Source organism: Nonomuraea candida (genome assembly GCF_000725485.1).
Classification (GTDB): domain Bacteria; phylum Actinomycetota; class Actinomycetes; order Streptosporangiales; family Streptosporangiaceae; genus Nonomuraea; species Nonomuraea candida.
On the sequence record NZ_JOAG01000027.1, the window covers coordinates 188,845 to 203,023 of the forward strand.

Annotated in this window: 10 protein-coding genes; 4 read left to right on the forward strand and 6 right to left on the reverse strand. The window is 73.8% G+C overall.

Annotated features, from left to right (window positions below):
* Positions 1-48: 48 nt before the first annotated feature.
* Together IO39_RS25755 and IO39_RS59050 are read right to left on the reverse strand one after the other, a co-directional pair.
* Positions 49-1,332, reverse strand: a complete 1,284-nt coding sequence (locus IO39_RS25755) for a hypothetical protein (protein ID WP_157548896.1) — start codon at positions 1,330-1,332, stop codon at positions 49-51.
* Positions 1,311-4,244 (reverse strand): lantibiotic dehydratase family protein, encoded by a 2,934-nt coding sequence (locus tag IO39_RS59050; protein ID WP_052423368.1) that lies wholly within the window; start codon positions 4,242-4,244, stop codon positions 1,311-1,313. The genes IO39_RS25755 and IO39_RS59050 overlap by 22 nt, the downstream gene beginning before the upstream one ends.
* Positions 4,245-4,704: 460 nt before the next feature.
* On the opposite strand from IO39_RS59050, the gene IO39_RS25770 reads away from it, so the two are divergent.
* Together IO39_RS25770 and IO39_RS25775 are read left to right on the forward strand one after the other, a co-directional pair.
* Positions 4,705-5,817, forward strand: a complete 1,113-nt coding sequence (locus IO39_RS25770; protein WP_245642231.1) for a PP2C family protein-serine/threonine phosphatase — start codon at positions 4,705-4,707, stop codon at positions 5,815-5,817.
* A 59-nt stretch (positions 5,818-5,876) separates the two neighbouring features.
* Positions 5,877-7,040 carry a pyridoxal phosphate-dependent aminotransferase gene (locus tag IO39_RS25775; RefSeq protein ID WP_052423369.1) on the forward strand — a complete coding sequence of 388 codons (1,164 nt, stop codon included), beginning with the start codon at positions 5,877-5,879 and terminating at the stop codon, positions 7,038-7,040.
* 76 nt (positions 7,041-7,116) lie between these two features.
* Here IO39_RS25775 and IO39_RS25780 read toward each other — a convergent pair whose 3' ends face one another.
* The gene (locus tag IO39_RS25780; protein ID WP_043628344.1) at positions 7,117-8,160 is read right to left on the reverse strand and encodes a glycerophosphodiester phosphodiesterase family protein; all 1,044 of its coding nucleotides are present in this window, start codon (positions 8,158-8,160) and stop codon (positions 7,117-7,119) included.
* Positions 8,161-8,350: 190 nt separating this feature from the next.
* Between IO39_RS25780 and IO39_RS25785 the strand changes: the two genes are divergently transcribed.
* Positions 8,351-10,654, forward strand: coding sequence for an ATP-binding cassette domain-containing protein (locus IO39_RS25785; protein WP_052423370.1), 2,304 nt, complete (start codon positions 8,351-8,353; stop codon positions 10,652-10,654).
* Positions 10,655-10,722: 68 nt separating this feature from the next.
* Here IO39_RS25785 and IO39_RS25790 read toward each other — a convergent pair whose 3' ends face one another.
* The 3 genes from IO39_RS25790 to IO39_RS25800 are packed head-to-tail and all read right to left on the reverse strand — an operon-like array spanning position 10,723 to position 13,264.
* Entirely contained in the window at positions 10,723-11,610 is an 888-nt protein-coding gene (locus IO39_RS25790; protein ID WP_043628074.1) for a hypothetical protein, read from the reverse strand.
* Between the two features lie 33 nt (positions 11,611-11,643).
* Complete coding sequence (locus tag IO39_RS25795) at positions 11,644-12,540, reverse strand: S66 peptidase family protein (protein WP_043628076.1); 897 nt, start codon at positions 12,538-12,540, stop codon at positions 11,644-11,646.
* Positions 12,527-13,264: an SIR2 family NAD-dependent protein deacylase gene (locus IO39_RS25800; protein WP_245642233.1), complete on the reverse strand. Its 738-nt coding sequence runs from the start codon at positions 13,262-13,264 to the stop codon at positions 12,527-12,529. Before IO39_RS25800 ends, IO39_RS25795 begins: the two co-directional genes overlap by 14 nt.
* 30 nt (positions 13,265-13,294) lie before the next feature.
* Between IO39_RS25800 and IO39_RS25805 the strand changes: the two genes are divergently transcribed.
* On the forward strand, positions 13,295-14,179 hold the full coding sequence (locus IO39_RS25805; RefSeq protein ID WP_043628081.1) for a sulfotransferase family protein: 885 nt from the start codon (positions 13,295-13,297) through the stop codon (positions 14,177-14,179).

Genomic DNA, 14,179 nt, shown 5'->3' on the forward strand with positions numbered 1-14,179 from the left:
TGGTGCCTCAACCGCCCCCGTGCTCCTCCGCCACCGCCCGTCCCCGGCTCACGCGAGGCTGCCGAGGGCCGGAGCAGGGACAGGGGCGGGGGTGGCCGGCCAGGTGGTCGTGATCGGCTCCGGGCAGGGCTCCCACGTCTGGGCGGGCGGCGGGTCGCCGGCGACGGTGCAGGCGGCCAGGCGGCCGGGAGGAAGCCCGGGCAGCCGGCCGAGCCAGGCGGCGATGGTGGACGTCACCTCCCAGGAGCGCATGGTCTCCGGCGCGTCGAACTCGACCCACCGTGCCAGGTCGTCCCCCGCGCGGGGCGGGAAGCGCACGCTGTGGCCGGCCCACACCGTACGGATGCCCATCCGGTACGGCCGCACCCCCGCCACCCGCACCCCGCCGGGCCTGTCGGCCAGCAGCTCCAGCGACTCCACCACGGCCCCGGCGGCGATGCCCGGCGCGCCCACCGCCAGCTCGCACGCCACCGGCGTCCGGGGCGGGACGGCGGCCAGCAGCCGCCGCAGGTTGACGGTCAGGCCGTTCAGGCCGGTGGCGGCGGCCAGGAAGTCGATGCGCGTCACGGTGATGGTCAGCCCGAGGCAGCGGGCCAGCACGTCAGGGGGGAAGGCCGCCGCGCGGGCCGCGTCGAGCCGGCCTGCCCAGGGCCCGCTCGCGGGCGGCTGGTCGTGACCGGTCACCCAGCGCACGGGCGCGGCGTGGCCGGCGCACCACCGCGGGCGGATCACCCGCTCCGGCGACCAGCTCAGCCAGCCGGCCCCGGCCAGGGCGGGCACCCGCCGCAGCGCCGCGACCTGCTCGGCGACCAGCCGCCCGCACAGCGTCACCCGCTCCGCCCCGAGCGCCTTGACCAGCGCGAACGCGGCGGGAAGCTGCCGGTCGCCGTCCACGGCGACGTGGACCCGCCGCCCTCGCGCCGTGGCCACGGCCAGCTCGATCTCGGGCCGGAACAGCTCGCACCTGTCGGCCGCGCCGAGCACGTCGCGGCTGCTCTGTGTGCTGCCCTCGGCCAGTTCGAGGTCGTCGAGGCCGAGCCGGACGGCAGGGTCGTCGGCCAGCCGCAGCGCCGTGCCGACCGCTCTCAGCCGGGTGTCGTCGTAGGTCTCGCGTTCAAGAACGGCCGCCGCCGCCCGCCTGGCCAGCGCGGCGTGCGGTCCGTCGCTGTGGCGTTCGGCGGCGGCCCGCAGGTGGGCCGGGCGGGCAAGGCGCTCGACGAGGCGGGCTCCGAGGTCGAGCAGCTCGGCGCCGGGCGGCGGCAGAAACTCGGTGGTGAAGTCGGTGAACGGGGGAACGACGAGCAGCTCCATCAGCCGCACTCTCCTGGCCATGGGTAGGGATGCGGGGCACGGCCGTCGGCCGTCGTGAGCGTGCCGGCCCGCTTCCGCGCCGGCACAGAAGCAGGGGCAGAAGCAGAGGCAGAGGCAGGGGCAGGGGCAGGGGCAGGGGCCGCGGGTCTGGGGCGCTTCTCCGGCCGGGCGTCCGGCCCCGGCTCCTGCCCGTAGCGGCCGTCCGGGATCGGGTAGGGCCCGTAGGACAGGTCGGGGCTCTGGCCGTAGGAGAAGGCGTATCCCACGTCGTGCCGCGCGCCGCCCCCGGTCGCGCCGCGCCGCCCGTCGCCCGCCCGGCGCAGGTAGACGCAGCCCAGCTCGGCCGCGAACCGCTGCTCCCCCTCCCGCAGCCAGCACTCCTCCGGCCCGGGCAGCACCTCCGTCATGGTGACCGGGCCGGTCCCGGCGGCCAGCCGGGCCAGCCCTTCGAGCAGCGCGGGCGAGCGCGTGTCGACGTAGAACGGCTCGCGCTCGCGGGGCGTGGCGGCGAAGAACGCCTCGGGCAGGCCGTGCACCTCCCGCAGGCGGGCCATGGCCACCAGCAGCTCCTGGTCTCCTCCCGCCTGCCCGAGCGCGTCGAGCGAGGCCGGACCCACCTGCCAGCGCCGCCGCGAGATGACGACGTTTCCCCAGGTCAGCCGGGGGATGCGGGCGAGGTCGCGCAGGCGGGGCGGCCGGACCCTGGGCAGGGCGAGCGCCGTGTGCACCGCCGAGTCGTGCCCGCCGTTGTGCAGCAGCAGCGGCTCGTCCAGCTCTTTGGCGTGCAGGACGGCGCGCCGGCCGTCGCTGTGCACGTAGAGCTCGTCGAGCCCGATCCGCCGCCGCCCCGGGTCGGCCGTGACGCCGCCGAGCTCCAGCACCGGCCCGGGCAGCTCGGGGGGCGGCACGCCGTCGCCGGGGCGCGTGACGACGTTGAGGACGGTGCAGCCGGACAGCGCCCGGCGGATCGCGGTGTCGCGCTCGGCCAGGCACGCGGCGGCGTCGTCGTGGAACTGCAGCGCCCAGGGCGTGAGCAGGACCGTGTCGTGGAGCCGGTTGAGCACGAGCGGGGTCACGCCCGGTTCGTACGCCTCCAGCGCCGGCGCGGCCACCATCACCCCGGCCGAGCAGAGCACGGGCGCCTCCGGCGGGACCGGGTCGTCGAGCAGGCCCGCGAGGTCGAGCTCCGCCGCCCCGGCGGGCGCGTCGCGGATGAGCGCCGCGATGCGGCCGGCGAGCCGGTCGCCGTGCTCGATCTCCAGGTCGCCGGTGGTGCGCAGGACCTCGGCCAGCGGGTGGGTGCCCGGCCCGAGCCGGCCCGCCAGCAGCCGGTTGGTGCGCACCCGGGTCAGCTCGGCCTCCTCGGCCAGCAGCCCGAGCACCCGGGGCACCCGCTCGCGCAGGTCGGCCGCGAGCCCGCCGCCGATCGTGACCCGCAGCGTGCCGCCGGCGGCCTCGTGCACGATGGCCCGGTCGTCGTGCCGCCCGCAGCCGGCCAGCGTCTCGATCCGCCGCTGCACGGCCGGCTTCACGTCGGGAGAGGCGGCGGGGTACTGCCGGAGCAGCTCGCTGATCTCCCTGACCCGGGCCACCGTGGGCAGGCCGGCGTCCGGGGCGGGCCGCGACCCGTCGAGCGCCCGCCGGCGTTGCGCCGGCACCTCCATCCGCCCCCGTCCGGCGGGCCCGGCGGGGCGGGGTCCGCCGGGCGGCGGCGCCGGTGAGAGCCCCCGCTCTCGCGCCTCCCGCACGCCGGCGAACCCGGCCGCGCCCGGGTGGTGGTGCGGCACGCCGCCGCGCCCGCACTCGCACCCCTCGACCGGCCGGGCGGACGGCCCCGCGGCTGACCCGGTGGCTGACCCGGTGGCGGGCCCGGTGGCGGGCCCGGTGGCGGGCTCTGCGGCGGGCCCGGCGGACGGCGGCGGGGCGCCCGGCGCGACGGCACCCCCGTGCCCGTCGCCCCCCGGCGTCTCCCGCACCCCCTTGGCCGCCAGGCGTTCGCGCAGCCAGCCCACCGGGTCGCCGCCGGCGGAGGGCGGGCACAGGTCGTGGGTGAGCAGCCCGCGCCGCACCGCCACGGCCAGCGCGGCGGAGGCCCGCTCCAGCCCGATCCCCGTCTCGGCCGCGATCTCGGCCAGCGTGCGCACCCCGTCGCAGTGGGCCGTGAACGCCGCGCCGTCGGGCGCCTGCCCCGTCCAGGTCGTGCGCCGTGGCACCAGCCCGGCCACGAGCGCGGTCTCGGCCAGGATGCGCCGCTGGAGCGCCTCGCCGACCCGCGCGGCGGGAAAGGCCACCCGGCCGGTGTAGGCGCGGTGCCCCTCCCAGGTGTGCCCGCAGGGCCCGCCCGGATCGACGGCCGCGTAGCCGATCGGCCCGTGGCAACCGGCCGGCTCGCACGACGTCGCCAGCCGCTGCACCTGGTGGGCGAGCTGCCGGCGCGCCCTGGCCCCCTTGGCGGCGCGCCGCAGGTCGCGGTAGAGGGCGGGAGAGGAGCACACCAGCGCGTCGAGGAAGCGCTCGTCGGCCATGAGCCCGGCCACGGCGGCGCGGGCGAGCGCGGCGTCGGCCGCGGCCGTGCCGGCCAGCGTGAGCCGGGCCTCCTCCAGCGGGCCCGTCACCGCGTTCCACGCCGCCACCCATCCGGCGGGGCCGGGGGTGCCGGGTGGCAGCGGGCGCAGGTCGCGCAGGCGGCTGCGCACGCCGCGCGGCAGCCGCCCGCCTCCCGCCCGCCCGTTGGGTGCGCCGGACGGGCGGGGGTCAGTGTCGCGGGCGGGCGTCTCGGCGAGCAGGCGCAGCGCCTGCCTCTCCAGCCGGGCGACCGCCGCGGCCCGCTCGGCCGCCCTGGGGTGGACGAGCGACAGGGCGAGCTCCCAGGGGAAGCCGGCGCTCCTGACGACCACGGCCGGCAGCAGGGTCCAGTCGTGCTCGATGTCCATATGGACCGCTCCTCTTTCCTGGCGGAATTCGCCGTACCGCGTCTCAACTCAGATATTTACAAGATCCTTTTACTGTGTCAATGCGTTCTCGGATTAGAAGAAAATGAGAAGCGGCGACCGGCACTCTCCCCCTTCGCGGAAAATTGACCGTCAACGCCAGCAAAACCCGCCATATGGGGCAGGACTGTTTACTTTGCGTAGCCGGAGGGCCTATCCTCGCAGCACAGAGGGTCAGCGTCGGCCGGAGAAACGCCTGCGATTATCAATTCACCCGACCCGGCGAGCGCCGATTCCGTGCCATTCAAAAGGCGCCGCGCGGCTGCCGCGGATAATCGCGCTAATACGCCCGCGCCCTCTTCCCATTCGCCTGCCGGGGCAAGGTGCGGTCAAGGCCGCGCGCCAGCGGGCCGGAACGGAGAAACGGCCTGATAGAAGGTGACATGGGGGCGAAGGGGGAGCAGTGACGGATGACGGGCGGCGGCACGGCGAACGGTCGCGCCTGAGCACACCGCTGTTCCTGGCGGGGCTCGTCCTCATCAGCGCGGCCGTCATCGCGCTGGACGTGACCACGGGCACGGCGGTGCGGCTGTTCCCGCTGCTGATCTTCCTGCCGGCCATCATCTCCGGCGTCGGCGCGGTGTGGCAGACGGCCGTCGCCTCGGTGTGGGTGGTGCTGGTCGAGGTGAGCACCGGCGTCTACCTCGGCGGGGCGACCGACGACGTGCTGCTCGCGACCGGCTTCACGGCGCTGTTCGGCACGGTGAGCGTGTTGTGGTGCCGCTACCGCATCCGGCGCGACCAGGAGGTGCGCCGGCTGCGCTCGGCGGCGGCCGCCCTGCAGCGGCTCATCGTGCGCCCGCTGCCGCTGCGCACCGCAGACGTGCTCGTGGACGGCCTCTACCAGCCGGTGGAGGAGGACGCGATGGTCGGCGGCGACATGTACGAGGTGGCCGCCTCCCGGCACGGCACCCGGGTGCTGATCGCCGACGTGCAGGGCAAGGGGCTGCCCGCGATCGGCACGGCGCTGGCCGTGCTGGGCTCGTTCAGGGAGGCGGCCTACCGGGAGAGGACGCTCACCGGCGTGGTGGCCGCCCTGGAGAACTCCGTGGTCCGGCAGAACTTCTTCGCCGCCCAGACCGGCGAGCCCGAGCGGCTGGTCACCGCGCTCGTGCTCGACATCGGCAGCGAGCCGGTGGTCGAGGCGATCAACTGCGGCCACATCGCCCCGTACGTCATCGACGGCGGCGACGCGCGCCAGGCGGACCTCGGCGAGCCCGCCGTGCCCCTGGGCCTGGCCGAGCTGACGCCGGCGCCGCGCCGGGGCGCCAGGTTCGTCTTCCCGCCCGGCGCGACGCTGCTGCTGTGCACCGACGGGGTGACCGAGGCCCGCGACCCCCGGGGCGCCTTCTACCCGCTGGAGAGGCGGCTGCGCGCCTGGGCGCCCGAGCCGCCCGCCGACCTGGCCCGTACGCTCGACGCCGACCTGCGCCGCTTCACCCGCGCCGCCCCGCGCGACGACGTCGCCATCCTCACCCTCCGCAGGACCGATCCCGCCGGCCGCGCGCCGTCATGAACCACTGCGAACATCCGCGCGTACCTCCACACATCGGACACGTGGTCCATGGAGGTGTCGTGGAGCTCAGCCTCTTGCGGGCACAGGCGCACAGCCCGTCGTACTTCTCACTCCTGCGCGGCTCGACGGGAGAGCGCGCCCCGGTGGACTTCTGCATCCCGTGCAACCCGTATTTCCCCACCCCGGAGGTCTTCGAGCACCTCGGGAGGAACCTGGAGGCGATACTCAAGTTCTATCCCAGCGACGCGGGCACGATCACCGAGGAGCTCTGCGCCACCTTCGGGCTGCACCCCAAGACGGTCGCGATGGGCAACGGCTCCACCGAGCTGATCACGTGGATCGACCACCTGCTGGTGCGCGAGAGCCTGGCCGTGCCGATCCCCACCTTCGGCCGCTGGACCGACCAGCCGCTGGAGACGGGCAAGCGGGTGGACATGTACCCGCTGCAGGAGAGCCGCAACTTCGCGCTCGACGTGAACGACTACGTCTCGTTCGTCCGCATGCGTGGCTCGCGGGTGGCGGTGATCTGCAACCCGAACAACCCCGACGGCGGCTACCTGCCCAGGCACGAGGTGCTGCGCCTGCTCGACCAGCTCATCGACCTCGACCTGGTGATCGTGGACGAGTCGTTCGGCGACTTCGTGGACGCCGAGCCGTACCCGGGGGTGGCGGCGGAGGCCGCCGTGCGGCCGAACGTGATCGTGCTGCGCAGCCTGGGCAAGAACTTCGGCCTGCACGGCATCCGCTTCGGCTACCTGGTGGCCAACCCGGCGCTGGCCGGCCGGGTGCGCGACGCGCTGCCGAAGTGGAACCTCAACTCCTTCGCCGAGGTCGTGGTGTTCATGATGCGGCAGTTCATGCCCGAGTACCGCGACAGCCTCAAGCGGCTGGCCGGCGACAGGAGGGCGGTGTTCCAGCAGCTCAGCACGATGCCGGGGCTGTCGGTCTTCGCCTCGCAGGGCAACTTCCTGCTGGTGAAGCTGCCGCCCGGCCACGACGGGGTGCCGCTGCGCGACCACCTGCTCACCGAGCACGGCGTGTACGTCCGCGAGTGCGGCAACAAGCTCGGCACGACCAGCCGGTTCCTGCGCCTGGTCGTGCGCCCCCAGGAGGACGTGCGCCGCCTGCTCATCGGCATGACGCAGTTCCTGTACTCCGGGAGCCTGCACGAGATCCCCGTCATCGGCCTGCACCACCGCCACGCCAACCCGCTGCCGGCCTGAGACCGGCGGGCCGGACTCAGGCCGTCACGCCGGCGACGACCACGCCGGTCTCGGGCCGGTCTCGGCCGGCCGTACCCTACGCGCCGCGCGGGCGGTAGGGCCTGGGCAGCTTGAGCCCGCGCTCGGCCATGACCTGCCGCAGCCGGTCCGGGTAGTCGGTGATGAGGCCGTCCACGCCGTCGTCCATGAGCTTGCGCATGGTGGGCTCGTCGTCCACGGTCCACGGGATCACCTTGAGCCCCAGAGCGTGGGCGCGCGCCACCATGTCCCTGGTGACGTACGGCTGGTAGCCCGGGTCGGTCACCTTGCCGTTCTGCGGGAAGCCGTGCACCGGGGAGAACGCCCGCGCGCCGAACGACGCGACCGCCGTGAGCGGGTCGCCGCCGAAGTCGTCGATGTCGAGGCCGCCCAGCCACGGCGAGGCGCCCGGCTGCCCGGTCTGCAGGAAGTCGCGGTTGGTGAGCGCGACGAGCGGCAGGCGCGGCTCCAGCTCGCGCATCCGCATGAGCGCGCCCCAGTCGAAGCTCTGGATGCTCACCTGCCGCAGCAGCCCGGCCCGGCGGATCTCGCGCAGCGTCACCCGCACGAACTGCTCCCTGGGCGCGGTCTCGCCGGGCGCCCCGGCCTCCACCTTGGTCTCCACGTTGAGCATGACCCGGTGCGCCCGGTAGCGGCGCACGAGGTCGAACACCTCCCGCAGCGTGGCCATCGGCGCCCCCGGCACGGCCCGCTGGCCGGGGAACTCCGGCAGCGTCCGCGACCCGCAGTCCATGGTCCTGACCTGCCGGAGGGTGAGCGTGTTGACGTACTTGCCGACGTAGGGGAACTCGGGGTCGCCCGGGACGGCGGGCGCGGTGTCGCGGCACTTCCGGTCGCTGATCCTGCGGTCGTGGGTCACCACCGCCTGCCCGTCCTCGGTGATCTGCACGTCCAGCTCCAGGGTGGCGACCCCGAGCTCCAGCGCGTTGGCGAAGGCCGGCAGCGAGCTCTCCACCACGAGCCCGAGCCCGCCCCGGTGCGCCTGGAGGTCGAAGTCGCGGCGGCCCTCGGCGGCGGCGGCGCCCGGCAGGGCCGCGAGCGCCAGAGCCGCCGCTGCCAGGATCGCGGGCCATCTTCTCATGTCGTCATCCATCCCCGAGAGGTGCTGGTCTTCCGGGAAAGAAGATCGTGCACCCGGGCCACAGGAGGGAGTCCGTCAGGTGAGCGGCGGGCGAAACCTGGCGGGCGGCGCGTGGCCGCCCCAGGGGAGGTATGCTGTCCCGGCCAATCTCCTTACACCATAAACAATCATCCGACGATGGAAGGGTTCCGTGCTCCCCAGCCACCAGGCCAGCACCGTCCAGACTCGCGATCACAGCGCTGCCGACAGCCACGGCCACATCCAGGTCCGTGGCGCCAGGGAGAACAACCTCAAGGGCGTCTCCCTGGACATCCCCAAGCGGCGTCTCACCGTCTTCACCGGAGTGTCCGGCTCCGGCAAGTCCTCGCTCGTCTTCGACACGATCGCCGCCGAGTCGCGGCGGCTGATCGACGAGACGTACACGGCCTTCATCCAGACGTTCATGCCGAGCCTGGCCCGCCCCGACGTCGACGCGCTGCACAACCTGAGCGCGGCGATCATCGTGGACCAGGAGCGGATGAGCGCCAACGCCCGCTCCACGGTGGGCACCGCCACCGACGCGCACACCATGCTGCGCATCGTCTTCAGCCGGATCGCCGAGCCGCGCGTCGGCTCGGCCTCGGCCTTCAGCTTCAACATGGCCGAGGGCATGTGCCCCGAGTGCGAGGGGCTCGGCAAGACGTCGGAGATCGACATCGACGCGCTGGTCGACAGGGAGCTGTCGCTGAAGGAGGGGGCGATCAAGGCCCCCGGGTACGCGGTGGACAGCTGGCCCTGGCAGATCGTGGTCGGCTCCGGCCTGTTCGACCCCGACGTCAAGCTGAAGGACTTCACCGAGCAGCAGTGGCACGACCTGCTCCACAAGCCCGTCACCAAGATCAAGTACGGCACCGGCAACTTCACCTACGAGGGCCTGGCCCTCAAGGTCAGGCGCAGCTACCTGGGCAAGGACCGCGAGGCGATGCAGCCCGCGGCGCGCGCGTTCGCCGACCGGGCGATCAGGCTCGCCGACTGCCCGGCCTGCGGCGGCTCCCGGCTGAACGAGGCCGCCCGCGCGGCCAAGATCCAGGGCATGAGCATCGCCGACTGCTCGGCCATGCAGATCGACGACCTGGCCGACTTCGTCCGCGGCATCGACAACCCCTCGGTCGGCCCCGTGCTGGACGGGCTGCGCTCGACGCTGGACTCGCTGGTCGAGATCGGCCTGGGCTACCTCAGCCTGGACCGCGAGTCCTCGACCCTGTCGGGCGGCGAGGCGCAGCGGGTGAAGATGGTGCGCCACCTCAACTCCAGCCTGACCGACGTGACGTACGTCTTCGACGAGCCCACGGCCGGGCTGCACCCGCACGACATCCAGCGCATGAACCGCCTGCTGCTGGCCCTGTGCGACAAGGGCAACACGGTGCTCGTGGTCGAGCACAAGCCGGAGACGATCGCCATCGCCGATCACGTGGTGGACCTCGGCCCCGGCGCGGGCACGGCCGGCGGCCAGATCTGCTACGAGGGCGCGCTGTCGGGGCTGCGCCGCTCCGGCACGCTGACCGGCCGCTACCTCGACCACCGCGTCCGGCTGCGCGAGGAGGTCCGCGAGCCCACCGGGCGGCTCCCGATCAGGAACGCCACCCTGCACAACCTGCGCGACGTCAGCGTGGACATCCCGCTCGGCGTGCTGACCGTGGTGACCGGCGTGGCGGGGTCGGGCAAGAGCTCGCTGATCCACGGCCACGTCGCGGGCCGGGAGGGCGTGGTGGTGGCCGACCAGTCGCCGATCCGCGGCTCGCGCAGGAGCAACCCGGCCACCTACACCGGGGTGCTCGACCCGATCCGCGCGGCCTTCGCCAAGGCCAACGGGGTCAAGCCGGGCCTGTTCAGCGCCAACTCCGAGGGCGCCTGCCCGGCCTGCAAGGGCATCGGGCTGATCTACACCGACCTGGCCATGATGGCCGGGGTGGCCTCGGTGTGCGAGCAGTGCGAGGGCAAGCGGTTCACGCCCGAGGTGCTGACGTACCGGCTGCGCGGCAAGAACATCAGCGAGGTGCTGGACATGCCGATCTCCGAGGCCAGGGACTTCTTCCCGACCGGGCAGGCCGGCACGATCCTCGACCGGCTGGTCTCGGTCGGCCTCGGCTACCTGGGGCTGGGCCAGCCGCTCACCACGCTGTCGGGCGGCGAGCGGCAGCGGCTCAAGCTGGCCATCAACATGGCCAAGAGCGGCACCACGTACGTGCTGGACGAGCCCACCACGGGCCTGCACCTGGCGGACGTGGACCAGTTGCTCTCCCTGCTCGACCGCCTGGTGGACGACGGCAACACGGTCATCGTGATCGAGCACCACCAGGCCGTGATGGCGCACGCCGACTGGATCATCGACCTGGGGCCCGGCGCGGGCCACGACGGCGGTCAGGTCGTCTTCTCGGGCACCCCGGGCGAGCTGGTGGCCACCGGCGACTCGCTGACGGCCATCCACCTGCGCGACTACGTCAACCGCCCCTGACCCTCCGGGAGGGGCAGGCCGCACGGCGCCCGCCCCTCCCCGGGACCTCCATCAGATGGGCGCCGGAGTCAGACGGCCAGGCGGGCCAGGACGCGGGCGAACTCGGGCGGCGGCGCCACGACGAGCCTGGTCTGCCCGTGCTGGGTGACGATGTCGGCCCTGATGAGCGTCAGCCGGCCCGCGTGCCACCAGTAGACCTGCGGGCTGAGCCCGTCGGTGCGCGCCGCGTGCACCCGCAGCCGCTCGATGGCCCGCACCACCCCGATCCCGTCCACCGGATGCACGAGCAGCGTGTACGGGTCGGGCAGCACCACGAGCACCCCGTCCGCCGGCACCGCGAGGTATTCCCCCAGCCACCGCAGATGCGTGGCGGCCGACGGGCTGCCCGCGGTGAGCCGGATGACCGGGGTGCCGGACAGCTCGATGCCCTCCACCCTGAGCCGCTCCTGCCGGCGCACGTTGGCCACGGCCAGGTCGAGGGCCTGCGCGGTGGGCACGGGCCAGCAGCCGGACTCCTCGGGGCGCACCGGGCGCGTGCCGACGGTGAGCAGCTCGACCAGGTCGGCGTTGAGGTGGCGGCCGACGACGCGGGTCAGGTCGGGCACCTCGTCCACGGACTCCACGCGGGTGCGCATCAGGGGCCGCGCCTGCTCCAGCTCGCACACGTCGAGCCGGTCGCCGGCGGTGGCCACGGCGTGCGCGAGGTGCTCGGAGACCAGCATGGGCCAGTCTTCCCTGGCCCGGCGCCCGGCCTCGCGCCGCAGGCCGGTGAGCCGGACGAGCAGCTCGGCGGCCCGCTCCGGCGCGCCCGCGGCGCGCAGCGTCACGGCGGAGCCGTCAGGGGCGAACTCGAAGGAGTATCCGTGGGACTCCGCGACGAGCGCGAGCAACGAGTCGAGATCGACGTCCTCGACCGGCCGACGCGTGGGCTCCCGGTCACGCCTGAACAAGTTCACGCGCCGTGTCCCCTTCTGTCGGATTCGTCCCTCCTACCTTGCCTGCTCCTCATTCCGGATCGAGCCAGCCAGGGAGCACGATTCGGTATCGATAACACCAAGTGCGCCCAGCCAGATGCTGTGCTGCGGGGAGCCGTGCCCGACCGGCAGCCCGGCCACGATCGGCACCCCGAGCGGCTTCAGCCGATCCTCCAGGACCGGGTACGGGTCACCGCACCCCACCCACGACCCCAGCGCGATCCCCCGCACCCCGTCGAAGGCCCCCGCCTGCAGCAACTGGGTGAGCATGCGGTCGATCCGGTACGGCTCCTCGCCCACATCCTCCAGGAACACGATCCCGTCCGCGAACGACGGCTGCCACCGGGTTCCGCACATCGAGGCGAGCAGCGACAGGTTCCCGCCGCGCACCACCCCCTCGGCCCGGCCGGGAGCCAGCACCCGGTCGCCCGTGACCGTCTCGGCCGTGCCGAACAGGGCCGCCCGCAGGCTCTCCCACGTGCGCGGCTCGGGCCCCGCCTCGTCGCCGGCGATCACGTCGCAGGCGATCATCGGCCCGTGCAGCGTGGGCACGCCCAGCTCGGCGGCGAACGCGTTGTGCAGCGCCGTGATGTCGCTCGACCCGAGCAGCACCTTGGGCCCGGCCTGCCGCATGGCGTCCCAGTCGAGCAGGTCGAGCAGGCGGGCGGCGCCGTAGCCGCCCCTGCTGCAGAACACCGCGGACACGGCCGGGTCGCACCAGGCAGCCTGGAGGTCGGCGGCCCTGTCGGCGTCGGAACCGGCCAGGTATTCGAGCCCCTGCCGGTCGAGCGCGTGCGGGCCGGTCACCACCTTCAGCCCCAGCCCCTCCAGGCGTTCGACGCCCCGCTTGAGCAGGGCGGGCGAGGCCGGCCCCGAGGGGGAGACGACGGCGACGGTGTCATCGTGCTGCATCGATCAGCTCCTTGACGAGCGCGGGCAGTGCCTGGCCGATCGGCTCGTTGATCACCAGGTCGGCGAACGGATCATAGGGGGTGGGCTCGGCGTTCACGATCACCAGCCCCGCCCCGGCGTCGAGCGCCTCGCCGCACAGCCCGGCCGCCGGGTGCACGGTCAGCGAGGTGCCCACCGCCACGAACAGGTCGCACGAGCGGGCCGCGTCCAGCGCCGCGCTCAGCACCTCGGGCTTGAGCAGCTGCCCGAACGCGATCGTGTTGGACTTCTGGATGCCGCCGCAGCGCGGGCAGGGCGGGTCCTGCTCGCCCGCCGACACGCGGGCGAGCACCTCGCTCATGGGCGTGATCAGGTCGCACGACAGGCACTCGGCGCGGTGCAGGGTGCCGTGCAGCTCGATGACCTTCTCCGGCGCGGAGCCGGCGCGCTGGTGCAGCTCGTCGATGTTCTGCGTGATCAGCGCGCGCAGCAGCCCGGCGCGCTCCAGGTCGACCAGCGCGCGGTGGGCGGCGTTGGGGCGGGCGTCCCAGATCGGGTGCACCAGCCTGGCCTGCCACAACGTGCGCCTGACCGCGGGGTCGGCCAGGTAGCGGTCGATCGTGGCGTTCGCCGCCGCCTCGGGGTCTTTCGTCCAGACGCCCTGCGGGCCCCGGTAGTCGGGGATGCCGGAATCGGTGGAGATGCCCGCTCCGGTCAGCACCGATACCGAGGTTGGCTCGTTCACGGAAGAAACGGTGTCACACTTACCTGTCGTATGCGACTTCCGCCCCACATCCTCGTGGTCAACGGCATCAAGGTCCGCCGGCCGGTCTTCCTGCTCGGAGCTCCGCATTCCGGCGTGGACCTGCTCGCCCGCGCCCTGAAACGCGCGCCGGGCTTCCACGTGACGATGGGCCGCGCGAGCGTGGCGCACGTGGTGTACGCCTTCGCCCGCAAGCCGTCCCTCACCCGCACCTCCGGCGCCGTGCGGGTGATGCGTGACGCGCTGGCGGAGTCGTGGCAGGTCCGCCCCCGCTCCTGTGCCGAGTGCGCCGAGCCGTGCCGGGCGGCGGGCGGCGTCACCGGGGCGGGCCCCTGCGTGGCGGCGGACGACGTCACCCGCTTCGGCGACGGCAGCCCCGACCTGATCTACAGCGCGCCCGTGCTGCTGCGCGCCTTCCCCGACGCGCGTTTCGTCCAGCTCATCCGCGACGGCAGGGACGCGGTGGCCGGCATGCTGGGCGATCCGGACTGCCTGGCCTGGTTCAAGCCGTCGATGTTGTCGGAGCGAACCGAGTTTCCCAACCCGTTCCTCGGCGTCAACAAGGACGAGCACCTGGAGCGCTGGAAGAGCATGCCGGCGGCGGGCAAGAGCGCGCTGCGCTGGCGCAGCGCCGTGCGGCTGAGCGCCGAGCTGCGCCGCACGCTGCCCGAGGGCCGGCTGCTGACGCTGCGCTACGAGGACCTGGTGAACCGGCCGCCGCAGTCGGTGGCCACGCTCTCGGAGTTCCTGCAGACGCGGGTGCCGAAGGTCGTCCTGTACGACACCGCGGTGCCCAAGGTGGGCGCCTGGCGCACCCGGCTGCGCCGCGACGACCTGGAGCTGGTGCGGAAGGTCGCCAGGGAGGAGCTCAGGCGGCTGGGCTACGAGCCCGCCTGA

Bases quoted from the DNA above. Each gene is read 5' to 3' on its own strand.
- IO39_RS25805 (WP_043628081.1), top strand. From the start codon at position 13,295: ATGCGACTTCCGCCCCACATCCTCGTGGTCAACGGCATCAAGGTCCGC.
- IO39_RS25780 (WP_043628344.1), bottom strand. From the start codon at position 8,160: ATGAGAAGATGGCCCGCGATCCTGGCAGCGGCGGCTCTGGCGCTCGCG.
- IO39_RS25795 (WP_043628076.1), bottom strand. From the start codon at position 12,540: ATGCAGCACGATGACACCGTCGCCGTCGTCTCCCCCTCGGGGCCGGCC.
- IO39_RS59050 (WP_052423368.1), bottom strand. From the start codon at position 4,244: ATGGACATCGAGCACGACTGGACCCTGCTGCCGGCCGTGGTCGTCAGG.
- IO39_RS25755 (WP_157548896.1), bottom strand. From the start codon at position 1,332: ATGGCCAGGAGAGTGCGGCTGATGGAGCTGCTCGTCGTTCCCCCGTTC.